General features: G+C 65.8%; 21 protein-coding genes and 1 tRNA gene. 15 read left to right on the plus strand and 7 right to left on the minus strand.

What is annotated here, in order from left to right; all coding sequences use genetic code 11:
• The first annotated feature begins 2 nt into the window (after nucleotides 1-2).
• Together BN1313_RS04525 and BN1313_RS04530 are read left to right on the plus strand one after the other, a co-directional pair.
• Nucleotides 3-3158 carry an efflux RND transporter permease subunit gene (locus BN1313_RS04525; RefSeq protein ID WP_091737053.1) on the plus strand — a complete coding sequence of 1052 codons (3156 nt, stop codon included), beginning with the start codon at nucleotides 3-5 and terminating at the stop codon, nucleotides 3156-3158.
• Nucleotides 3155-4558, plus strand: coding sequence for an efflux transporter outer membrane subunit (locus BN1313_RS04530; RefSeq protein WP_091737056.1), 1404 nt, complete (start codon nucleotides 3155-3157; stop codon nucleotides 4556-4558). The genes BN1313_RS04525 and BN1313_RS04530 overlap by 4 nt, the downstream gene beginning before the upstream one ends.
• Here BN1313_RS04530 and BN1313_RS04535 read toward each other — a convergent pair.
• The 3 genes from BN1313_RS04535 to BN1313_RS04545 all read right to left on the minus strand — a co-directional run bounded on the left by BN1313_RS04535 (nucleotide 4528) and on the right by BN1313_RS04545 (nucleotide 6587).
• Complete coding sequence (locus tag BN1313_RS04535; protein WP_218054308.1) at nucleotides 4528-5400, minus strand: kinase; 873 nt, start codon at nucleotides 5398-5400, stop codon at nucleotides 4528-4530. The two genes, BN1313_RS04530 and BN1313_RS04535, sit on opposite strands and share 31 nt — an antisense overlap.
• Nucleotides 5384-6367 carry a sensor domain-containing diguanylate cyclase gene (locus BN1313_RS04540; RefSeq protein ID WP_091737059.1) on the minus strand — a complete coding sequence of 328 codons (984 nt, stop codon included), beginning with the start codon at nucleotides 6365-6367 and terminating at the stop codon, nucleotides 5384-5386. Before BN1313_RS04540 ends, BN1313_RS04535 begins: the two co-directional genes overlap by 17 nt.
• Before the next feature lie 145 nt (nucleotides 6368-6512).
• Nucleotides 6513-6587, minus strand: a tRNA-Val gene (locus tag BN1313_RS04545).
• 100 nt (nucleotides 6588-6687) lie between these two features.
• On the opposite strand from BN1313_RS04545, the gene BN1313_RS04550 reads away from it, so the two are divergent.
• From BN1313_RS04550 to BN1313_RS04580, 7 genes are all read left to right on the plus strand, one after another.
• Entirely contained in the window at nucleotides 6688-7587 is a 900-nt protein-coding gene (locus BN1313_RS04550) for an N-formylglutamate amidohydrolase (protein ID WP_091742324.1), read from the plus strand.
• 451 nt (nucleotides 7588-8038) lie between these two features.
• Nucleotides 8039-9871 (plus strand): translational GTPase TypA, encoded by a 1833-nt coding sequence (typA, locus tag BN1313_RS04555; RefSeq protein ID WP_091737062.1) that lies wholly within the window; start codon nucleotides 8039-8041, stop codon nucleotides 9869-9871.
• A gap of 3 nt (nucleotides 9872-9874) precedes the next feature.
• Nucleotides 9875-11191 carry a sensor histidine kinase gene (locus BN1313_RS04560; RefSeq protein ID WP_091737064.1) on the plus strand — a complete coding sequence of 439 codons (1317 nt, stop codon included), beginning with the start codon at nucleotides 9875-9877 and terminating at the stop codon, nucleotides 11189-11191.
• Nucleotides 11191-11541, plus strand: a complete 351-nt coding sequence (locus BN1313_RS04565) for a response regulator (protein ID WP_091737067.1) — start codon at nucleotides 11191-11193, stop codon at nucleotides 11539-11541. Before BN1313_RS04560 ends, BN1313_RS04565 begins: the two co-directional genes overlap by 1 nt.
• Nucleotides 11542-11646: 105 nt before the next feature.
• The gene (locus BN1313_RS04570) at nucleotides 11647-12255 is read left to right on the plus strand and encodes an ATP-dependent Clp protease proteolytic subunit (RefSeq protein WP_091737070.1); all 609 of its coding nucleotides are present in this window, start codon (nucleotides 11647-11649) and stop codon (nucleotides 12253-12255) included.
• 4 nt (nucleotides 12256-12259) lie between these two features.
• The gene (locus BN1313_RS04575; protein WP_091737073.1) at nucleotides 12260-13855 is read left to right on the plus strand and encodes an alpha-amylase family glycosyl hydrolase; all 1596 of its coding nucleotides are present in this window, start codon (nucleotides 12260-12262) and stop codon (nucleotides 13853-13855) included.
• 31 nt (nucleotides 13856-13886) lie between these two features.
• Nucleotides 13887-14969, plus strand: a complete 1083-nt coding sequence (locus BN1313_RS04580; protein ID WP_091737075.1) for an aromatic ring-hydroxylating oxygenase subunit alpha — start codon at nucleotides 13887-13889, stop codon at nucleotides 14967-14969.
• Here BN1313_RS04580 and BN1313_RS04585 read toward each other — a convergent pair.
• Entirely contained in the window at nucleotides 14966-16042 is a 1077-nt protein-coding gene (locus BN1313_RS04585) for a L,D-transpeptidase family protein (RefSeq protein WP_091737077.1), read from the minus strand. The two genes, BN1313_RS04580 and BN1313_RS04585, sit on opposite strands and share 4 nt — an antisense overlap.
• Here BN1313_RS04585 and BN1313_RS04590 point away from each other — a divergent pair.
• Nucleotides 16041-17006 carry a M15 family metallopeptidase gene (locus tag BN1313_RS04590; protein ID WP_091737080.1) on the plus strand — a complete coding sequence of 322 codons (966 nt, stop codon included), beginning with the start codon at nucleotides 16041-16043 and terminating at the stop codon, nucleotides 17004-17006. The genes BN1313_RS04585 and BN1313_RS04590 overlap by 2 nt on opposite strands.
• A gap of 27 nt (nucleotides 17007-17033) precedes the next feature.
• Here BN1313_RS04590 and BN1313_RS04595 read toward each other — a convergent pair whose 3' ends face one another.
• Entirely contained in the window at nucleotides 17034-17723 is a 690-nt protein-coding gene (locus BN1313_RS04595; RefSeq protein WP_091737085.1) for a TetR/AcrR family transcriptional regulator, read from the minus strand.
• Nucleotides 17724-17790: 67 nt separating this feature from the next.
• Nucleotides 17791-18435 (minus strand): TetR/AcrR family transcriptional regulator, encoded by a 645-nt coding sequence (locus tag BN1313_RS04600; protein WP_245620091.1) that lies wholly within the window; start codon nucleotides 18433-18435, stop codon nucleotides 17791-17793.
• A 247-nt stretch (nucleotides 18436-18682) separates the two neighbouring features.
• Between BN1313_RS04600 and BN1313_RS04605 the strand changes: the two genes are divergently transcribed.
• Both BN1313_RS04605 and BN1313_RS04610 read left to right on the plus strand, forming a co-directional pair.
• Nucleotides 18683-18883: a twin transmembrane helix small protein gene (locus BN1313_RS04605; protein WP_091737092.1), complete on the plus strand. Its 201-nt coding sequence runs from the start codon at nucleotides 18683-18685 to the stop codon at nucleotides 18881-18883.
• Nucleotides 18884-18892: 9 nt separating this feature from the next.
• The gene (locus tag BN1313_RS04610; RefSeq protein WP_091737095.1) at nucleotides 18893-19465 is read left to right on the plus strand and encodes a cob(I)yrinic acid a,c-diamide adenosyltransferase; all 573 of its coding nucleotides are present in this window, start codon (nucleotides 18893-18895) and stop codon (nucleotides 19463-19465) included.
• A 3-nt stretch (nucleotides 19466-19468) separates the two neighbouring features.
• On the opposite strand, the gene BN1313_RS04615 is transcribed toward BN1313_RS04610, so the two are convergent.
• A complete protein-coding gene (locus tag BN1313_RS04615; protein ID WP_091737098.1) occupies nucleotides 19469-19780 on the minus strand; it encodes a hypothetical protein in 312 nt (103 codons plus the stop codon).
• A gap of 103 nt (nucleotides 19781-19883) precedes the next feature.
• Between BN1313_RS04615 and BN1313_RS04620 the strand changes: the two genes are divergently transcribed.
• The 3 genes from BN1313_RS04620 to BN1313_RS04630 all read left to right on the plus strand — a co-directional run bounded on the left by BN1313_RS04620 (nucleotide 19884) and on the right by BN1313_RS04630 (nucleotide 22533).
• A complete protein-coding gene (locus tag BN1313_RS04620; protein ID WP_091737101.1) occupies nucleotides 19884-20630 on the plus strand; it encodes an electron transfer flavoprotein subunit beta/FixA family protein in 747 nt (248 codons plus the stop codon).
• Nucleotides 20630-21562 (plus strand): electron transfer flavoprotein subunit alpha/FixB family protein, encoded by a 933-nt coding sequence (locus BN1313_RS04625; protein WP_091737104.1) that lies wholly within the window; start codon nucleotides 20630-20632, stop codon nucleotides 21560-21562. The genes BN1313_RS04620 and BN1313_RS04625 overlap by 1 nt, the downstream gene beginning before the upstream one ends.
• A 92-nt stretch (nucleotides 21563-21654) precedes the next feature.
• Nucleotides 21655-22533 carry a 3-hydroxybutyryl-CoA dehydrogenase gene (locus BN1313_RS04630; protein WP_091737107.1) on the plus strand — a complete coding sequence of 293 codons (879 nt, stop codon included), beginning with the start codon at nucleotides 21655-21657 and terminating at the stop codon, nucleotides 22531-22533.
• Nucleotides 22534-22546: the final 13 nt, after the last annotated feature.

Below are 22546 nucleotides of genomic sequence, written 5' to 3' on the forward strand. Positions count from 1 at the left end.
CCATGATTTCTCAGTTTTTCATCGGCCGGCCGATTTTCGCTTGGGTCATCGCCATCGTCATCATGCTGGTCGGCGTCCTGGCGATCTTCAACCTGCCGATCGCGCAATACCCGAACATCGCCCTGCCGCAGATCACCGTGCAGGCGACCTACCCCGGCGCCTCGGCCAAGGCCGCCGAGGATAGCGTCACCCAGGTCATCGAGCAGCGGATGAAGGGCCTGGACGGCCTGCTCTACATGAGCTCCAGCTCCTCCAGCAGCGGCTCGATCAGCGTCACCCTGACCTTCAAGTCCGGCACCAATCCGGACATCGCCCAGGTGCAGGTACAAAATAAAGTGCAGAGCGCCATCGCGTTGTTGCCTCAGGAAGTGCAACAGCAGGGCGTCAGTGTCGTGAAGTCCCAGTTCAACTTCATGATGTTCATAGCGCTCTATACCGACGACCTGACCGCCAAGAGCGCGGACCTGGGCGACTATGCCGCCTCCAACGTCGTCGACCCGATCAGCCGCGTGGACGGCGTCGGCGAAGCCCAGCTCTTCGGCTCGGCCTACGCCATGCGGATTTGGCTCGATCCGGCCAAGCTCGCCGCGGTCTCCCTCACGCCGTCGGACATCACCGCAGCGATCCGCGCGCAGAACACCCAGGTTTCAGCAGGCAAGATCGGCTCGGCGCCCGCGACGCCAGGAACGGAAATCGTCGCCAGCATCAACGCTCAGTCGCGCTTGCAAACCGAAGACCAGTTCCGGCAGATCATCCTGAAAAACACGCCTGGCGCGTCCATTGTCCGCCTTGGCGATGTGGCGCGTGTGGAGCTCGGCGCGGAGTCCTACGTTTTCTCGGCCAAGTATAACAACAAGCCCGCCGTCCCCATGGGCATCAAGCTGGCGCCTGGCGCCAACGCGCTTGAGACCAACAAGGCTGTGCTCGCCAAGCTCGATGAACTCCAGAAGTCCTTCCCGGCAGGCGTGAAGTACGCCATCCCCAGCGACACGACCCCCTTCGTCAAGAAGTCCCTGGAAGGTGTCGTGCACACCCTGATCGAGGCGGTCGTCCTCGTCTTTCTGGTGATGTACTTGTTCCTGCAGAACTGGCGCGCGACGCTCATCCCGACCATCGCCGTGCCGGTGGTCTTGCTGGGCACCTTCGGCGTGTTGGCGGCGACCGGTTACAAGATCAACACGCTGACGATGTTCGCCATGGTCCTGGCGATCGGCTTCCTTGTCGATGACGCCATCGTCGTCGTTGAAAACGTCGAGCGCATCATGCGCGAAGAGGGGCTCTCGCCGGTCGAGGCCACGCGCAAGTCCATGCGCGAAATCACCGGCGCCCTCATCGCCATCGCCTTGGTGCTCTCGGCCGTGTTCGTGCCGATGGCGTTCTTCGGCGGCTCTCAAGGGGTGATCTACCGCCAGTTCTCGATCACCCTCGTCTCGGCCATGGCGCTCTCGGTCATCGTCGCCCTCATCCTGACGCCGGCGCTTTGCGCCACCCTGCTGAAGCCGATCGACCCCGCCCACGATCACGCGCCGAGGGGACCGCTCGCCCGCCCGCTAGGCTGGTTCAACCGCAACTTCGACCGCGCCTCCGAACGCTACCAGGGCGCGGTGCGCAAGCTTCTGCCCCGCGGTCTGCGCACCATGGCGGTCTACGCCGCCATCGTCGTCGTCGCGGGTCTGCTGTTCGTGCGCCTGCCCACGGCCTTCCTGCCCGAAGAGGATCAGGGGTCGATCATCAACATCATCGAGCTGCCAGCGAACGCGACCGTCGAACGCACCCAGAAGTTCCTGGATCGCATGTCGGACCATCTTCGCTCTAGCGAGAAGGAAGGCATCGACTCGATACTGACCATCGCCGGCTTCAGCTTCGCCGGTCAGGCGGAGGGCAACGGCATCGCCTTCGCCAAGATGAGACCCTTCGAGGAGCGAAGCGGTAACGATCTGTCGGCCAAGGCCGTAGCCGGCCGGGCGATGGGCTTTGGCCTGAGCCAGCCGGACGCTACCGCCTTCGCCATCGTGCCGCCGGCGGTGCCTGAATTGGGCCAGGCCCAGGGCTTCGAGATGCAGCTGCAGGATACCGGCGGCGTCGGCCACGAAGCCCTGATCGCGGCCTCGCAACAGCTGATCGGCATGGCCGCCAAGGACCCGCGCCTGGCGGGCGTGCGCCTGAACGGCCTGTCCGACAACGCCCAGCTGAACCTCTCCGTGGATCTCGCCAAGGCCGGCGCTCTCGGGCTGTCCTCGGCTGACATCAACGCGACCCTCGTCGCCGCCTTCGGCGGCTCCTACGTCAACGACTTCATCGACCGGGGCCGGGTCAAAAAGGTGCTGATCCAGGCTGATGCGTCCAACCGCATGCAGGCTGAAGATCTCGACCGCTGGTTCGTCCGCAACAAGGACGGCGAGATGACCCCCCTCTCGTCCTTCGCCACCGCCGCCTGGACCAAGGGTCCGCCGGCGCTCGGCCGCTACAACGGCGTTCCGGCGCTGAACATCCAAGGCTCCGCCGCACCGGGTAAGAGTTCGGGCGAGGCGATGAAGGCCATGGAGGAGCTCGTCGGCAAACTGCCCTCGGGCATTGGGTTCGAATGGACCGGCCTGTCGCTGCAGGAACGTGCGGCGGGCGCCCAGGCGCCGATGCTCTACGCCCTGTCCATCGTCGTGGTCTTCCTGCTGTTGGCCGCTCTCTACGAGAGCTGGACGATCCCGCTGTCGGTCATCCTGGTGATTCCGTTGGGCGTCGTCGGCGCGCTTTTGGCCACCAGCGCCCGGGGGCTCTCCAACGACATCTACTTCCAGGTGGGTCTGCTCACGACCATGGGCCTGGCCGCCAAGAACGCGATTCTGATCGTCGAATTCGCCGTCGATCGCATGAAGAGCGGCATGGAGATGATCGAGGCGACCATTGAGGCCGTCCGCATTCGCCTGCGGCCAATCATCATGACCTCGCTGGCCTTCGTGTTCGGGGTGTTGCCGCTGGCGATCTCCACGGGCGCGGGGTCCGGCAGCCAGCACTCCATCGGCACCGGCGTGATCGGCGGCATGCTTACCGCGACCTTCCTCGGCATCTTCTTCGTGCCGGTCTTCTTCGTCGTTGTCCGCAAGCTGTTCCACCGCAGGGAGCATCCTGCGCCCACGACCAGCACGGAGGCGCAGGCATGAGCCCGCTGAAACCCGCCCTGGCGGCGCTCCTCATCGTCTCCACCGCACTTTCGGCCTGCGCGACACTGGCCCCACGCTATGAACGACCCGCCCTGGCGGCGCCGCAGACCTGGCCGGATCCCGCCCAGGGCGCGGCGGCCTCCGCCGGCGACCTCGCCTGGCGCGACGTGTTCCTGGACGCCAAGCTGCAGGCCCTGATCGATCTGGCGCTCGCCAACAATCGCGACCTCCGTCTGGCCGCGGCCAATATCGAACAGGCGAGGGCGCAGTACCGCATCCAGCGCGCAGCGCTCCTGCCGACGGTCAACGGCGTTCTGTCCCGCTCCGAGACTGTGACGCCGGCGGCCGGGTCGGCCTTTGGCCAGGCGCTTGATATCAAGCAGGCGAGCGCGTCCGTGAACCTGACGTCGTTCGAACTCGACCTGTTCGGCCGCATCCGCAGCCTCAGCCGGTCGGCTCTGGAATCGTTCTTCGCCACTGAGGAGAATCAGCGCGCCGTCCGTATCAGCCTGATCGCCGAGACGGCCTCAGCCTATCTGCAGATGGCTTCCGACCTCGAGTTGATGGCGATCACCCGGTCGGCGCTGGACGACCGCGATGAATCCCTTCGCCTGACCCGTCGTCGCTTCGACGCCGGCGTCGCCTCCGACCTTGACCTCAGCCAGGCCGAAACCCTCGCCGAACAGGCGCGCAGCGACCTAGCGACAGCGACCGCGCTCGTCGGCCAGGACCAGAACGCGCTGCGGCTGGTCGTCGGCGCTCAGCCGCCTGCGGCCCTGCTCCCGGCGGCGGGCGTCTCCTCGACAACCGTCCTGGCCGACCTGCCCGCGGGCATGCCCTCCGACGTGTTGACCCGCCGCCCGGATGTCCTGGCCGCGGAGCACACTCTGCGGGCGCGCAACGCCGACATCGGCGCGGCGCGGGCGGCCTTCTTCCCGAGGATCGCGCTCACCGGCAATTACGGGACCGCCAGCTCCGCCATCAGCGGTCTGTTCGACGCCGGCACCAAGGCCTGGAGCTTCGCCCCGCAGATCGTTCTGCCGCTTTTCGCGGGCGGGGCGAATATCGCCGGCCTGAAGCGCTCCCGGGCTGCTCGGGACGCCGCTGTCGCCACCTACGAGAAGACGGTGCAGACGGCCTTCCGCGAGGTCGCCGACCAGCTGGCGGTGCGCAGCACGATCCGCGACCGTGTCGAGGCCCAGACCCGTCTGACCAGCGCCGCCGAGCGGGCGCAACGCCTGTCGCGTGCGCGATATGAGGCCGGCGTCGATTCCTACATCACCGCCCTGGACGCGAACCGCACGCTCTATACGGCGCGCCAGACCTTGCTGTCGGCCAGGCTGGCTGAGCAACTGAACCGCGTCACGCTCTACAAGGTGCTTGGCGGCGGCGCCGGCTGACGGACGCTGAACGACAGCGGCCGCCGCTCTGCGTCGAGCCGCAGCACCGCGTCGGCGCGCGCCGGACCCTCCTCAAGGAGCCGGCGTGTGACGCGTTCGAAGTGGGCGACGAAGCGCGCGACCTGGGCGTCGTCCATCAGGCCCGGCGCGCCTGGGCGCGCCGCGCGCAGTTTTGCCTCCTGTTCGCGACGCCAACCAACCACCACCTCGAAGTCCGGCGGCAGGATCTGGATCAGCGCGTCGAGCTGGGCGAACAGCGTCTGATCGGCCGCCAGGGCGGTGTTGACATAGGCCCGCCAGACACCCGTCGGGTCCTCGTTGCGCTCGAGCGCGTTGAGCGGCGTCGCAAGGTCAGCCATGGGCGCAGGCCTGGCGCCCACGCACCACCCTTCAAAGAGCACGACGTCGGCGGGCCCCTCAAACCACGGCCAGTCGGCTTCCGGCGTGCGGTCATCCGTCGACTTGTCGAAGCGCGGCAGGGCGAGGCTTTCGCCGGCCCGCAGCGCCGCCAGCACCGACATCCCGAGCGCACGGTCGTGGGTGCCTGGAGGTCCGCGGGTGGCCAGCAGGGGATGAACGTCTCGAGCGAGGATCTGGCGCTCGGCATGAGTGAGGTAAAGGTCGTCGATCGATAGGCTGGCGACCCGCAGGCCGTGCCCGCGCAGGAGGTCGGAGAGAACCTCGCAGGCCGTGCTCTTGCCGCTGCCCTGAGGCCCGGAAAGCCCGACCATGAAGGGCCTCTGGCGGCGTCGCTCCAGGATCAACTGGGCCAGCGGCCGCAGCGCGATATCGACCGTCGCTGCGTAGTTCCTGGGCCAGCCGGCCTCAGACTCCGTCGGCAAGCACGCACCGGTTGCGGCCCGTTCGTTTGGCCGCGTAGAGGGCCACGTCGGCGGTGGCGAGCCATGCCTCGCAGGAGGCGGTCAGTGGATCGCCAAGAGCGACGCCAAAGCTGGCGGTCACCGCCTGCGGAAGCGTTCCCATCTGCAGGCGCTCGAGGCCCGCACGCACGGTTTCGGCGAAGGCCAGCGCATTGTCGGCGGCTGCTGCGTCGCCGGTCAGTAGGATGGCGAACTCCTCACCCCCCAGTCGGCCGACCATGCACCCGGCCGGAACAAGGTCGCGGCAGTGCTTCGCGATGGCTTTCAGCACGAGATCGCCCATGGGATGGCCGTAGGTGTCGTTGATCGATTTGAAATGATCGGCGTCGAGCAGAATCATCGCGCAGGGGACAGCATCGCTCCGCAGTCTGGCGAGGGCCTTGTCGCCTTCGATGAGGAAGCCGCGGCGCGTCATCGCCCCGGTCAGGCCGTCGCTCTGGGCTATGACCCTCAGCTCCAGTTCGTCGACGATCATTGAGGCGAGGGTGGACAACATTGCCAACTGGCTGGCGTCGAACACCCGGGGCACCGTATCGATGGCGCAGAGCGATCCGACATTATAGCCGTCTGGCGTCGACAGCGGCGCGCCGAGGTAGCTGCGAATGTGCGGGGGCCCGACGACCAGAGGGTTCTCTGCGAACCGTACGTCAGTCAGGGCGTCGCCGACGTTCATCGTTTCGCGCTGCTGGATCGTGTGGGTGCAGAAGGAGACGCCACGGCTGGTTTCCGAATCGCCGATGCCTTGGCGAGACTTGAACCACTGTCGATCCTGGTCGATGAGCGAGACGGCGGACATGGGCACATTCAGGACCGACTGCACGAGCTGTGTGATCCGGTCGAAAGACGGCTCTGGCATGGTGTCGAGCACATTATAGCGTTGCAGAGCCGCCAAGCGACCTTGCTCGTCCATCAGCTTCGCATCGTTCATCAACTAGCCTTGCCGCCGGACCGCCGGCTTTCAATCATCTGAGACTATTTGAGCATGGCCGCTCGCACACGCAACACGTGTGGCGTCGCCGCGGCGGCGATTCGCCGATCATTGCGACATCGCGGCGAAGCAAACTGTGAAACCCTGGTGGACGCGGCTGGGATCGAACCAGCGACCCCTACGATGTCAACGTAGTGCTCTCCCGCTGAGCTACGCGTCCTTGGGTCCAGGGAGGGCGGATATACAGAGGCGTTGCGCGCTTAGCAACCCGCCAGCGCGGCCTTGCTAAGCTCAAGCGCGCAGCGTTGTATGCCCTCATCATGGAAGACTGCGAATCTATCGCAAACGAAGGCGACCAGACGCCGAACGCCGCCTTTGACGTGCGTCGCGCGGCGCGAGCAGGCGAGGCTGCGCCAACACCGCTGGTCTTCGCTTCACCCCATTCTGGCCGGGACTATCCTGACGACATGGGATCCGCACTCGATCCGCGGAACCTGCGGTTGTCGGAAGACGCCTTCGTCGACGACTTGATCGAGGCCGCTCCAGCGATGGGCGTCGCGGTCATCGCCGCCCGTCTGGGCCGCGCCTACATCGACATGAACCGCGAGGCCTTTGAACTCGATCCGGCCATGTTCGCCGATGAACTGCCCGCCCACGCGAAGCCGCGTACGGCGCGCGTCGCCGCCGGCCTGGGCTCGATCGCCAAGGTCGTCGCCGAGGGCAAGGAGATCTATGCGCGCAAGCTGATGTTCGCCGAGGCGCGTGACCGTATCGAAAGCGCGCATCAGCCCTATCACGCTGCTTTGGAACAGCTACTGGAAGAGGCGCGCGCGGCGCACGGCTTCGCCGTGCTGATCGACTGGCATTCAATGCCCGCCGCCGCCGCCCGCGGCGCGACGCGGGAGAGGCCCTGCGATATGGTGCTGGGCGACCGGTTCGGTGCGGCTTGCTCGAACCTGGTGACCAGCCTGATCGAGCGCGAGTTGGAGGCCATGGGCTATCGGCTGGCGCGTAACGCGCCCTACGCCGGCGGCTACACGACAGAGCACTACGGCCGCCCCGCTCAGGGCGTCCACGCGCTGCAGATCGAGATCAACCGGGGCCTGTATCTGGATGAAAAGGCGCTAAAGCCGACGGCGGGGTTCGCCAAGCTGAAGAGCCGCCTCGAAACCTTGACCCAGACCTTGGTGGCGACCGACTGGGCGGAACTCGCTCCCTGAGCTGCGAGCCAGCTTCGCCCGCGAGTTTTTCAGGCGCCGGCCGTTTTCCGATCCGCGGACCAGACAGGCTTCAGACCAAAAAAAAGCCGCGCCACTGTCACAAGGACGGGGCGCGGCAAGTCATTAGGGAGGAAACGCCCAGGAAGGGCAGAGGCGTCAGCGACGCCTCACAACTTCCTTATACGGTGCGGCGCACAACGAAACAAGCAGAAAATTTCACCATTTCGATCGATCAAATTTCGAACTATATAAAATCCAATATTAACAGTTACTTGTTCGAAATTAGCGCCGTTTAGATTGAATTTTGCGCTGCACAATGGAATGGAGCGTGCGGTGCAGCGAAATGCGAATCTGCGGCAGGGGTGGCTTCAGAGGCCCGTCTCGTCTAAAAGCCCGCGTCTTCTCAAAAATTCGCACGCGCCCAAAGCCCTGCCCGGACCCTGGACTTCCCATGTCGCTTCGCAACATCGCCATCATCGCCCACGTCGACCACGGCAAGACGACCCTCGTGGATCAGCTGCTCGCCCAGTCAGGCGTTTTCCGAGCCAATGAGGCTACGGTGGAACGCGCCATGGACTCCAATGATCAGGAGCGCGAGCGCGGGATCACCATCCTGGCGAAGTGCACCAGCGTGCTCTGGCACGGCGAGCAGGGCGAGACCCGCATCAACATTATTGACACCCCTGGTCACGCCGACTTCGGCGGCGAGGTCGAGCGGATCCTCGGCATGGTGGACGGCTGCGTCCTGCTGGTGGACGCCGAAGAAGGCGTGATGCCGCAGACGAAGTTCGTGCTGGGCAAGGCGTTGAAAATGGGGCTGCGCCCGATCGTCTGCCTGAACAAGGTCGACCGCGCCCACGCCGATCCGGAACGCGTGCTGAACGACGCCTTCGATCTCTTCGCCGCCATGGGCGCGAGCGACGAGCAACTCGACTTCCCGCACATCTACGCCAGCGGCAAGAACGGCTGGGCGACGCTGGATATGAGCCAACCGTCGGAAACCCTTGCGCCGCTGTTCGATCTCATCGTGCGCCACGTGCCGGCGCCCAAGGCCGAGGCGCGCAAGGACGAACCCTTCCAGATCCTGTCGGTGCTGATCGAAAACGACCCGTTCCTGGGTCGTCTGCTGACCGGCCGCATTGAATCCGGCAAGGCCGTTCCGGGACTCGCGATCCACGCCCTGTCGCGCGACGGCAAGGAGATCGAGCGTGGCCGCATCACCAAGGTGCTGGCCTTCCGTGGCCTGAAGCGTCAGCCGATCGAGGACGCCGAGGCTGGTGATATCGTCGCTATCGCCGGACTGTCGAAGGCCACCGTCGCCGACACCCTTTGCGCCATCGACGTGCTGGACGCCCTGCCGGCTCAGCCGATCGATCCGCCGACCATCTCCATGACCGTCTCGGTCAACGACAGCCCGCTCGCGGGGCGTGAGGGCGATAAGGTGCAGAGCCGCGTGATCCGCGACCGCCTGCTGAAGGAAGCTGAATCCAACGTCGCCATCAAGGTCAGCGAGACCGCCGGCAAGGACGCCTATGAGGTCGCAGGTCGTGGCGAACTGCAGCTGGGCGTGCTGATCGAGGGCATGCGCCGCGAAGGCTTCGAACTGTCCATCAGCCGTCCCCGCGTGGTCTTCCAGATCGACGAGGAGACCGGCCAACGGTTGGAGCCGATCGAGGACGTCATGATCGACGTCGACGACGAGTTCACCGGCATCGTCATCGAAAAGCTCTCGGCGCGTAAGGCGGAGCTGAAGGACATGGGCCCGTCGGGCGCGGGGAAGACGCGCATCAGCCTTCTCTCCCCATCCCGCTCGCTGATCGGCTACCAGGGCGAGTTCCTGACCGACACCCGCGGGTCGGGCGTTCTGAACCGCGTGTTCAGCCACTATGAGCCTTACAAGGGCGCCATCGATGGCGGCCGCAAAGGCGTGCTGATCTCCAACTCCGACGGTGAAACCGCGGCCTACGCCCTGTGGAACCTGGAAGACCGCGGCACGATGTTCGTCGGCGGCGGCGAGAAGGCTTACCAGGGCATGATCATCGGCGAGAACTCGCGCCAGGATGATCTCGACGTCAATCCGATGAAGGCCAAGCAACTGACCAACGTCCGCGCCTCCGGCAAGGACGAGGCCGTGCGCCTGACGCCGCCACGGAAGATGACCCTCGAACAGGCCATCGCCTACATCGAGGAAGACGAACTGGTGGAAGTGACTCCCAAGTCCATTCGCCTTAGGAAGAAAGAACTGAATCCGAGCTTCCGCAAGAAGCGCGTCAAAGACGAGTAGGCGATGGCGCGAGGCGACCTGGCCGAAATCACCGGGTCCGACCGCCAGTCCGCGCGCGAGCGGGCGTTTCGGCTGCTCGCCGGCGTCGTCACCGCCCTGGTGGCGACCTTCGCCGTCTTGGCGGCCGTCTTCGTAGGTTACGACAATTCGGTCCAGTGGGTGACTCACACCCACGCTGTGCGCACTGGCGTGGCGGATGTCCTGCAGGGGGTGTCAGACGCCGAATCCGCCCAGCGCGCCTATATGGTCACCAACAATGAGCGCTACGTGGGGGTCCAGCAGGAGGGCCGCGCTTACGCGCTGCCCAGGCTCTCGGATCTGCGCGTGATGACCACCGACAACCCCGAACAGCAGAAGCGAATCGCGGCGCTGTCGCAGCTTGTCGACCAGCGGTTGGCGATCATGGATCAGGTGATTGCAACCCGCAGGATGTCCGATGTCGACACTGCCGTCAGCGTTGGCCGTCGACATGGCGCAGGCGAGGTCAACGTCCAGATCCGCCGGATCCTCTCGGAGATCGATCAGGCGGAAGCCGCCCTTGAAGCCGATCGCGAACGCCGCGCGTCCGCTCTGCGGCTCCTGCTTGTGGTGACCGCCGTCACCTTCGGCCTCCTGCTCATCGCCCTGTTCGTCAAGGCCATCCGTGATCTCGCGCTGGATCGCGAGGTTGAGATGGAGACGTCGGACCGGTTGCGCGAACTCGTTCGGCAGCGGACTCTGCTGCTCGACGAGGTCAATCACCGCGTCAAGAACTCCCTGCAGCAGATCGCCGGCGTCATGCGCCTGCAGGCGCGGGCCGCGAACAATCCTGAGGTCCGAGAAGAGCTGGAGAAGACGCTCGCGCGGATCATCGCCGTCGGGCGCGTCCATGAGCAGGTCTACAAGGCCGAGGGGCGTCTTGGCGTGTTCGACGCCGGCAGCTATGCTGATCATCTTGCGCGCGATCTGGTGCAGTCGATGGGCCGGGAAGACATCCGCCTCGAGATTGAAACCGAATCCGCGCTGCTCGACCTTGGTCACGCCAGTCCGATCGCCTTGATCCTGAATGAATTGATCACCAACGCCCTAAAATATGGCTGCCCCGCCGAGGCGGTCGGCTGCGCCCTGCGCGTGGTCTTCGCCGGCGAAGGCGAGAACTATGTGCTCAGCGTCGCCGATGATGGACCAGGGCTGGCGGCGGACGCCCAGCTGGTGAGCTCCAACACCCTTGGCCTGCGCGCGGTTGACGCCTTGGCGCGCCAACTTGGCGGGCGGCTGGAAGTTGAACGGCCCACGCAGGGCGCGACGTTCCGGGTGCGCTTCCCGAAGGCGGCGGCCTGATGCGTGTCCTGATCGTTGAAGACGACGCCTTGATCGCCCTGGACATGGCCGGTCTTGTCGAAGACCTGGGCCACGAGGTGATCGGCTCGGAAGCCGAGGCCGAGGCCGCGTTCGCGCTTGCCCGCAACGACCGACCGGATGTCGCCCTGGTCGACATCCGCCTGGCAGGCAAGGCCGACGGCGGCGAGCTCGCGGGGTGGCTCTACCGGGACCTTGGCGTTCGGTCGCTGTTTGTCTCGGGCTCCATCACCGAGACTTTCCGCGAGGCGATGGCCGACATTCAGCCCTTGGGCTTCCTCGGCAAGCCGATCACCTTCCGCAACCTGGGCGAGGCGTTGCGCGACATCTGAGGCCTGCAGGCGGAAACGTCCCTCCGCCCCCTTGCGGTCACGCCAGCGACAACGCACGTTCCTGACCTGAATCTCGCCTGACTTGAATCTCGATTGGAGTTTGAAATGCAAACCGGCTGGCTCGACGAAGACGAAGACGGCGAAGATAACCGCCTGCCGGACATGCCGATGAACTCGGGCCCGGTGCAGAACGCGCTCTACAAGTCGCGCACCGTCCTGATCTTCGGCGAGGTGAACATGCGCATGGCCGAGCGTGTGACCGCCCAGCTGTCGGCCTTCGCGGCTGAGAGCGACAAGGAAATTCGGGTGCTCATCAACTCGCCCGGCGGTCACGTCGAAAGCGGCGACACCATCCACGACATGATCCGCTTTTGCGGTGCGCCGGTGAAGGTGATCGGCACGGGCTGGGTCGCTTCCTCGGGCGCGCACATCTTCCTGGGCGCCAAGAAGGAGAACCGCTTCTGTCTGCCCAACACGCGCTTCCTGCTGCACCAGCCGGCTGGTGGCGTGCGCGGGCAGGCCTCGGACATCCAGATCGAGGCCGAAGAGATCATCAAGATGCGCGACCGTGTGAACAAGATCATCGCCCGCGAGACCGGCCAGACGCTCGAACGAATCGTCAAGGACACCCAGCGCAACTTCTGGATGAGCGCTGAAGAGGCCATCGCCTACGGCCTGGTCTCCAAGATCGTCACCGACGCTTCGGACGTCTGAACCCATGAGCGAGGCGTGGTGGAAGGGCGCGATCCTCTACCACGTCTACGTTCGCAGCTTCTTTGACTCAGACGCCGATGGACAGGGTGACCTGGCCGGATTGGAGGAGAAGCTCGACTACATCGCCAGTCTCGGCGTCGACGGGATCTGGCTGTCGCCTATCCATCCCTCGCCAGATCGCGATTGGGGCTACGATGTTTCAGACTTCGAGGACGTCCATCCGGACTACGGGACGCTCGAGGACTTCGACCGCCTCCTGGATGCGGCTCACGCCCACGGATTGAAGGTCGTGCTGGACGAGGTCCTGGCCCACACCTCCGACGAGCACGCCTGGTTCATCGACAGCCTGACCGGCGGGTCCGCAGGGGAGAAGGCCGACTGGTATGTCTGGGCCGATCCGGCGGATGATGGGACCGCGCCCAACAATTGGCTCTCTGTGTTTGGCGGTCCGGCCTGGGCCTACCAGCCCCACCGCCGCCAGCACTATCACCACAAGTTCCTCAGGCAGCAGCCAAAGCTTAACTGGCGTTCGCCAGGCGCGCGGGCCGCGGCAATGCAGGTCCTCGACTACTGGCTCGAGAAGGGCGTCGATGGCTTTCGCCTGGATGTCGCCGGCGCTTACCTGCACGACGACGCCCTGACCGATAACCCCGCTGTCCCGCCGGAGGCGCGCACCGCCCAGACCTGGTCGCAGGCCGCGAGCCTTCAGCGGCACATCCACGACGCAAATCTGATCGAGAACGCCGAGCTGCTCGACGCCGTCCGCCGCCGCGTCGAGGCCTGGGGCGACCGCTTCGTCTTCGGCGAGTTCTTCGAGGAGGAGGCCCGCGCCGGCGCCTATCTCGCCTCGGACGAGGGCCTGCACTCGGCCTATACCTTCGTCCTGCTGACCGCCGAGCGGATGACTGCGCGGCTGGTGCGCGACCACTATGCGCAGCTCGCCTCTCATCCCGGCCACTGGCCCACCATCTCGTTCAGCAACCACGACGTGCCCCGCGCGGTCAGCCGCCTGGCCGATGGCTCGCCGGAGGCGGCGCGCATGCTGCTTGGGCTCCTGGCGACCCTGCAGGGCACGATATTGATCTATCAGGGTGAGGAGTTGGGCCTGCCGCAGGCCAAGCTGACGCGGCGCGAGCAGCGCGACCCTGTTGGCGATCTCTATTGGCCCTACGCCGGCGGCCGCGACGGCGCGCGCACACCCATGCCCTGGAGCGACGATGAGACCCTCGGATTCAGCAAAGGCGAAGCCTGGCTCACGCCATCGCCGCTGCATCGCGCGCTCAGCGTCGCAGCGCAGGATGATGATGAGGATTCGGTGCTGAACTTCGCCCGCGCGGTCATCGCGCTTCGCCAGGATTCCCAGGCGCTGCGCACGGGCGAGATCGTTTTCTTGGACGCCGCAGAGCCGGCCTTGGCCTTTGTGCGGCGCGATGGCGACGAAGCCATCGCCTGCGTCTTCAATCTTTCGCCCGAGCCCTGCATCGTCGAAACGCCGGCGCTGGAGGATGGCGTCCTGCTTGAACTGCGCGCGGGAGAGGTGGAGTTGCGCGGCGGCTCCATTGGCCTTTCGCCCTTTGCTGCGGCGTTTGTGAAGCTCTGATTAAGTTGTGATTGCGGATAAGAGGGGCCGCATGACGCAGCAGGACCAGTTCGAGAAGGCGACCACGCCCCGTTTCGGGCGCGGCTTCCTGCGTGACATCTGGTACTTCGCAGCGCTCTCGCGGGACCTCAAGCGCGGCAAGATGGGCCGCTACGAGTTCCTGGGCGAACCCGTCCTCTTAGGGCGTTCGCCGGACGGGGCGATCTTTGCGCTTCGAGACATCTGTCCGCACCGCGCTGCGCCGATCTCGGCGGGCCGCTTCCGCAAGGAAGCTTCCGGCGACGAGGTCGTCGAGTGTCCCTATCATGGCTGGCGCTTTGGTGCGGATGGTGTGTGCCGGGCGATCCCGTCTCTCGCCGACGACCAGGCGATGGATGTGAGCCTCATCCGCGTCCGGCGTTACCCGACCTCGGAAAGCCAGGGCCTGGTGTTCATCTGGATCGGCGATGGCGAACCCAGCGAAGCGCCGCCGCTGTTCCCAGGGGTGGCGGCGACCTCGCCGAAGGTCATCGACCGCATGGACTTCCACGCCCATATCGACCACGCGGTCGTGGGCCTTATGGACCCGGCCCACGGGCCCTACGTCCACCAGCAATGGTGGTGGCGCTCGGCCGGCAGCCAGCACCAGAAGGCCAAGCAGTTCACGCCCAGCGAATCCGGCTTCGCCATGACGCGGCATTCGCCGTCGAAGAACTCGCGCGCCTACAGGATTCTGGGCGGGGCGCCGGAGACCGAAATCACCTTCCGCATCCCTGGGTTGCGCTGGGAGCATGTGACGGTCGGCAAGCGCCAGGTGCTGTCGCTGACTTGTCTCACGCCGATGGGCGAGCGGCGGACGCGCATCACCCAGATCATCTGGTCGGACCACCCGGCCTTCATCTTCCTGCGCCCGGTGATCGCCGCGGCGGCCAGGGCCTTCCTGAGGCAGGACGGCCGCATGGTCGATCTGCAGAACGAAGGCCTGAAGTACGATCCGACGTTGCTTTGGATCGACGACGCGGACAGTCAAGCCAAATGGTACATGCGCTTGAAGAGCGAGTGGGAGCAAAGCCGTCGCGAGCAGCGGGCGTTCCGTAATCCGATAGAGCCCGCCGTTCTGCGTTGGCGCAGCTAGTCGGCCTCGGCGCCGACGAAGGTCACCTTGGTTCCCTGATGGACGGCCGCGCCAAGTTGAGCGGCGTCCCAGTTGGTCAGGCGCACGCAGCCGTGGCTAGCGACCTTGCCGACGAGACGCGGGTCCGGTGTGCCGTGAATGCCGTAGGTGTCCTTGGTCAGGTCGATCCAGGTGGAGCCCACCGGATTGTTCGGACCCGCCGCGATCGTGAGCTTGCCCTTCGAAGCGTCGCCGAAGGTCACCCGATCCGGATCAAAGGTGTAGGTCGGCGCAGGCGCTAGCGTTCTCACCGCCCAGACGCCGCTGGGCGCCGGACGCTCCGAGGATCCCACAGTGGCCGGATAGACGGCGATCAGGCCGCCCTTGTCGTCATAGGCCCTGAGCTGCTGTTTCGATTTGTCGACCTCGATGGCGGCGACCTTGGGCAGGACGGGGTCGACGGCCGCAGCTCCGGCTGCGGCCACCAGGATCGTGGTCCCGGCGACAGCGAAGTTCGCGGCCGGGTTCAGGGCGCGCAACAAGGCCTCGTCCATGTGGAATTTCTCGGCGAGGGCCTCAGCAGGGCTCGTGTAGGCGAGCCGATCGAGCTTGGCCATGTCGCTGTAGTCCTTGGGCACAGCCTCGATGAACGGGCCTGCCGCATCTTCGGCGGTGATCACATAGTCCATGACCGTCGGCCGCGCGTCGCTGAGCAGCATGGTCCAAACCTGGGCGTCGAGCTTGCCGTCGGCGGGAAGGTTGCGGCTTCGCTCATAGGCGGCGAGCGCATTCGTGAAATTGCCGCCTAGCTGGCCGTCGATGACGCCAGGCGAGACATGGGCGCGGTCAAGCAGCACCTGGGCGCGGATCAGCACGTCGCGCTTTGCGATATTGTCGCTCATCGCTTCGGCGAACTGCGCCGTGTCGATGGCCTTGGCGGCGTCAGCGGTCGACGCCGTCAGGGGCGGCGGCGCTGGCGACGCAGCGACAGCCGCCGCGGAAGACGCGGGCGGAGACTTTTCGGCAGGCGCCGGCTGCGAACAGGCGGCCAGGATAGCGAAAAGGCAGGCTGACGACAGCTTTAGAGTATTCATGGTGGACCTCCGCGGTGCGCCGTGCGTTGAGCGCAGCGTGAGGATCAAGGTTTCAGAAGCGCTGCGGTTCCTGGCCGGGTTGGGCGCGACTGCGCTCGTCCTGCTGTTGCTGGCGATCCGCGTGACGAGCTGCGCGCCGATGAGCGTCAGCGCGCCGCCGATGGCCGCCTCGCCGCCGCCGCCCGCTGCGCGCGCGCCGGCGACGCCTGCGGAATGCCGAAACTCCGCCTTCGACGCGCAGGCCCAGGCCAACACGGCTAGCCTGGCGGGCTTGGCCTGGGCGCCGTTCGGACGGGACGAAATCGGCTGGGAAATCTATGCGCCGATGATCGGGCGCGAGGTCGCGACAGGCTGCCCGCCGACCAGTCCGGCCTTCGCAGCCGCCCTAGCCCGATGGCAGGCCTCCCAGGGCCTGGCGGCGACTGGCCTGATGAACGAGGTTGATTTTCAGCGCATGCGCGGCGTCATCCAACTGCGCCGGCCCTTCGTGGTGCTGGCGGCGCAAGAGGTTTGCCCGGAGCCGACCTTGGGCGTGCTTGAGCCCAATCATGACGGTGAGGGCTATGGCGGCAAGCAGGTGTTCATGCGGCCTGCCGCCTTCGCCGCCTATCGCCGAATGGCCGCCGAAGCCCGCCGCGATCCGGAGATCGCCGCCGATCCGCGCAACCTGACCATCTTCTCCGGTTATCGCAGTCCGGCGCTTGACGCCCAGCGGTGCCAGCTGGAAGGCAACTGCGATGGCGTGGTCAGGGCCAGCTGCTCGGCCCATCGCACAGGCTTGGCGGTGGACATCTATGTGGGCCAGGCGCCCGGATTCGGCCCCGACTCAAGCGCTGATCCCAATCGCCTCTACATGAGTCGCACGCCGACCTACCGTTGGCTGGTGGCGAACGCCGACAGGTTTGGCTTCGTCAACTATCCCTTCGAGCCCTGGCACTGGGAGTGGACGGGCGAAGCGCCCTAGGGCAAGGCAAGCCGCCGCGGACGGGGCTCAGGTGCTTGACGCATGGTGAGTGCTCTGGGCCTCGCGAGTGAATCCCGCGGCGACCACGGCTATGTGGCGATCCATCTGAATCGAAAGACTTTCGGCGTCCGCGGCTTCCGACGCCGCCCAACGATAACACCAAGCATAGGCGGCGATCAGCAGATCGGTTGTGGCCCAGGTGTCGCACGCGGGATCGACGTCGCCGCGGCGGATGCCGTCGAGCAGGCACTCATTGACCATGTTGAGCACCCGCTTGTTGCGACCGTAGGGCTTGGCCGTCCGGGGCAGGGTCCAGTCATAGGCCGCCGAGATGTGCGTCATGAACAGGCGGACGCGGTGTAGTTCGAAGGCGAAGTAGAGCGCGAACAGCGAGCGCAAACGATCGACGGTCGACCCCTTCAGATGCGGCGCCACGCGGTCGACCTCCGCGTAGAGCGCGTCCAGGCGCGCCTCCATCACCTCGCTCAGGATGTCGCCTTTGGAGGTGAAGGTGGTGAACACCGTGCCCACGGACACGCCGGCGCGTCGCGCGATCTCGCGGATGGTCGCGCCGTGGTAGCCTTCGGCTTCGAACAGCTCGCGCGCGGCGTCCAGCACGCGACCACGGGTCGCCGCTTTCTGGTTTTGGCGCCCGTTCGGCCTCACGGGTGGAGGCTGCGGGTCGCTCGATCGCTCAAGCTCTGCTGGCTCGGTCATTGGCCCAAGATTTGTAGTCTGGGCCGCGACTGTCATCAATGGGCCGCGTAGCCGCGACTCGATGCGGTCAGACGCGGGCCCCGGCAAGAATTACCGCCACCTGCAGCCCGGCGCGCTCGGCCAAGTTTTCCGGGGTGAGCCCGTGGCGGAAGGCCCGCGAGAAGTTGGCCAAGTAGGCGTCGAAGATCATCTCGGCGCGCAGCTTTAACTCCGCGTCGGCTTTAAGCTGCCCCGCGGCCACACCCCGTTCCAGCTGTTGCAGGATCAGGTCGCACATGGTCGCGGCGCCCGGCGCCGTGCGGCGCGTGGCGCTGGCATGCAGGGTGAAGGAGGCGCTGAAGGCGGCCCGCACCAGCGGCAATTGGGTGTGATAGAAATCGTAGCCCGCCGAGAGCATCGCGCTGAGCGCAGCTTCCACGTCTTCCTTGTCGCCGGCGGCCTCGGCCATCAGGCTGCTCAGTTCCTGCATGTCGGTGGACATGATCTCCTGGAAAAGGTCGGCCTTGTCCGAGAAGTTGGCGAACACCGCCCCCGTCGACATGCCCGCGGCGCTGGCGATGTCGCGGATGGTGGCGCCTTCATAGCCGTGCTCGCTGAACAGTCGGCGGGCGGCCTCCAGCACCTTGGCGCGGGTTTCCTGCTTGGCCAGGGCCCGGCGGGAGGGGCCTTTTTCCTTGGCGCAGCGCGCCGCGTCCTTGGGGGAGACGTGCATCATCAACTTCGTGCCTTTTCGAAACGTGGCGTTGCGCGCCTACGGATCCCCCCTGTCCGCCGGCGCAAGCGTCGCCACCCTGTATCGCTGAACATGATCAGCTAACAATGTCTTTTCGCTGGCCAAGATGAGAAAGCTTCGCTTTCTCGCAAAACTCGACAAGTTAGGCTGGTTCTTCGAACGTGTTCATTGCCTCAACTGAGATCGCGCATTGGCGAGACGCCCGGTCGTGGCCTAGATTGCGGCCATGGACGCCGTTTTCAGAATCCTGATGCCGCTCTCCCTCGCCGCTGTGGCGATCGTGCTGGCGTTAGGCATCTATTCCCTGTTTCGCGGCGGCGATTTCGCCCGCAGCTACTCGAACCGTTTGATGCGCCTGCGGGTCGTGATGCAGGCGCTCGCGGTGGCGATCCTGGCCGGCGCCCTCTGGTGGCGCAGCCATAGCTGAGCCGCAGGCGTGGTCCGGCTCACCCGCATCTACACCCGGACCGGCGACGCCGGATCGACCAGCCTCGCCGATGGCTCAAGCACGCCCAAGACCAGCTTGCGCGTTGAGGTCTGCGGCGCTGTCGATGAGACGAACGCCTGCGTCGGCCTCGCCCGGATCCACCTGACCACGATGGCCGAGCTCGACACTATGCTGAGCCGAATCCAGAACGAGTTGTTCGACCTGGGCGCCGATATCGCGACACCCCCTGTCGCGGACGAGGCGCCTGGCGCCGCCCTGCGTATCCTCGACGGTCAGGTCACGCGCCTGGAGGCGGAAATCGACCAGATGAACGTCGTGCTGGCGCCGCTCTCGTCCTTTATCCTGCCGGGCGGGACTCCGGCGGCGGCGGCCCTGCATCTGGCCCGCACGGTCTGCCGACGAGCCGAACGCGACGCCTGGAGGCTGACGGAGAGCGGGGCGACGGTCGGCGGCCCCGCGCTTCGCTATCTGAACCGGCTATCCGACTTGCTCTTCGTCGCAGCCCGCGCCGCCAATGGCGCGACCGGTGAGGTATTCTGGAGGCCGGCGGCGACCCGCTAAGGTCTATCTCGACTGTGGGGCGGTCAGGATCGGCGCGGCCGGGCTCTGGGGCTCTGGCCGGCCGATCGCTTGCTTGGCCGCGGCCTCGGCCTGCTTGTCCTGGATGGTGCGGCCGGTGATGTCGGAGATCAGCACGGGCTGGGCGCAGACCCGCTCGGAACGATCCCACCACTTTCCACCTTCGAGACAACGCTTCTCTGGCCAGACCCAACCCACCTGCCAAATCGCAAGCGCGACGCAGATCGCGGCGAACAGAACCAGGAAGACGAGCTTCGCCCGTTGGATCATGGGGTTCAGGCGATCGCCGTTACGCATCCGTGGCCTCCTTGACCCCTCTTGCCGCGGCTTTGCAAAGCCGGGCGGGAACCGTTATGCCCCCTCCAATGCTGCAGTGCGAACGACGTGGAGAGCGTGCGACATGAAGGTTCTGGTCCCGGTAAAGCGGGTGATCGACTACAACGTCAAGCCGCGGGTGAAGGCCGACCAAACCGGCGTCGAACTCGCCAACGTCAAAATGTCGATGAATCCGTTCTGCGAAATCGCCGTCGAAGAGGCGGTGCGGTTGCGCGAAAAGGGCGTGGCGACCGAGGTCGTCGCTGTATCGATTGGCCCGGTGCAGGCGCAGGACACTCTGCGCACCGCCTTGGCCATGGGCGCTGACCGCGCGATCCTTATCCAGACCACCGACGACATTGAGCCGTTGGCTGTCGCCAAGGTGCTCAAGGCCCTGGTCGACGAGGAGCAGCCCGGTCTGGTGGTTATGGGCAAGCAGGCGATCGACGGTGACAACAACGCCGTCGGCCAGATGTTGGCGGCCTTGCTCGGTTGGCCGCAGGCGACTTTCGCCTCGGCGGTCGAGGTCTCCGGCCAGACGGCCAAGGTCACCCGCGAGGAGGACGGCGGCCTCCAGACCCTGGAGGTCGACCTGCCGGCGGTGGTCACCGCCGACCTGCGCCTGAACGAGCCACGCTATGCGTCCCTTCCCAACATCATGAAGGCCAAGAAGAAGCCGCTAGACGTGCGCGAGTTGGCCAGCCTCGGCCTGGACACCGCGCCGCGTCTGAAGGTGCTGAAGGTCGCCGAGCCGCCGAAGCGCAGTGGTGGGATCAAGGTTGAATCGGCCGCCGACCTCGTTGCGAAACTCAAGACCGCCGGAGCGCTCTGATGGCTGTTCTGCTCATCGCCGATCACGACAACGCTGTCCTGAAGGACGACACCGCCAAGGCGCTGACCGCCGCCCTGAAGATCTCAGGCGACGTCGATATCCTTGTCGCGGGCCAAGGCGCTTCTGCGGTCGCCGCCGCGGCCGCCAAGCTGGCCGGGGTGCACAAGGTTTTGCTGGCCGAAAGCGAAGCCCTGGGTCACGGCGTGGCCGAAGCGATCGAGGCCCAGGTCCTGGCGCTGGCCGAGGGCTATGAGGCGATCGTTTCGCCGGCCACGGCCCAGGGCAAGAACTACAGCCCGCGTATCGCCGCCAAGCTGGACTCCGCGCCGATCTCGGAAATCGTCGAGGTGATTTCGTCCGACACTTTCGTGCGGCCGATCTACGCCGGCAACGCCCTGGAGACGATCCAGTCGGCCGACGCCAAGAAGGTGATCACCGTCCGCGCCACGGCCTTCGCGCCGGCGGCCGAAGGGGGTTCGGCCCGTGTTGAAACGCTGACCGCGGCTGCGGCTTCGACCAAGGCCCGCTTCGTTTCCGATGAGTTGGTGAAGTCAGCCCGTCCGGACCTCGGCGCGGCCAAGGTGGTCGTGTCAGGCGGCCGTGCTCTGGGTTCGGCCGAGGAGTTTCAGGCTGTGATCGACCCACTCGCTGACAAGTTGGGCGCCGCCGTCGGCGCAAGCCGGGCTGCGGTGGACGCAGGCTATGCGCCCAACGACTATCAGGTCGGCCAGACCGGCAAGGTCGTCGCGCCCGAGCTCTACATCGCCATCGGCATCTCCGGGGCGATTCAGCATCTGGCCGGCATGAAGGATTCCAAGGTGATCGTCGCGATCAACAAGGATCCCGACGCACCGATCTTCCAGGTCGCCGACTTCGGCCTGGTGGGCGACTACAAGACCCTCGTGCCGGAATTGATGGCCGCGCTCGGCTAGAACGGCGTTCGCTGCATTGCAGCAAAAGAGAGTCGGCGCCGTGGCGCAACGTGCTAAGAACGCCGCAGACAACGGTATTCGAGGCGCTACCCATGGGTGAGATCAGGTCTGTCGGCATCATCGGCGCGGGGCAAATGGGCGCCGGCATCGCCCAGGTGTGCGCTGCAGCGGGCTATGATGTGCTGCTGCACGACGTGAGCGCCGATCGCATCGAGTCTGGCCTTGGCGTCATTCGCGACACCCTGGCCAAGACGGTCGCCCGCGGCCAGATCGACCAGGCCGCCGCGGATGGCACGATCGCCAAGGTGAAGGCCGCACCTGAGCTGCAGTCGATCGGCCAGTGCGACCTCGCGATCGAGGCCGCCACCGAAGACGAAGTGGTCAAGAAGGCGATCTTCAAGGCGCTGCAGCCGCATCTGAAAGCCGAGACGATCCTGGCGTCGAACACCTCCTCGATCTCGATCACCCGGATGGCTTCGACGACCGATCGGCCCGAGCGCTTCATCGGCTTGCACTTCATGAATCCCGTGCCGCGCATGAAGCTGGTGGAAATCATCCGCGGCATCGCCACGGCGCCGGCCACCTATGAACAGGCTGTCCAATTCGCCCGCTCGCTGGGCAAGACCACGGCCAACGCCGAAGATTTTCCGGCCTTCATCGTCAACCGCATTCTCGCGCCGATGATCAATGAAGCGATCTACACCCTCTATGAGGGCGTCGGCACGGTCGACTCCATCGACACCGCCATGAAGCTCGGCGCGAACCATCCGATGGGCCCGCTGGAGCTCGGCGATTTCATCGGCCTCGACACCGTCCTCGCCATCATGAACGTGCTCTACGACGGTCTGGCTGACTCCAAGTACCGGCCTTGTCCGTTGCTGACCAAATACGTTGAAGCTGGCTGGCTCGGCCGCAAGGTCGGCCGCGGCTTCTACGACTATCGCGGCCCCACGCCCATTCCGACCCGCTAGGAGCTCAGGGACT

This window comes from Phenylobacterium immobile (ATCC 35973), from assembly GCF_001375595.1.
Classification (GTDB): domain Bacteria; phylum Pseudomonadota; class Alphaproteobacteria; order Caulobacterales; family Caulobacteraceae; genus Phenylobacterium; species Phenylobacterium immobile.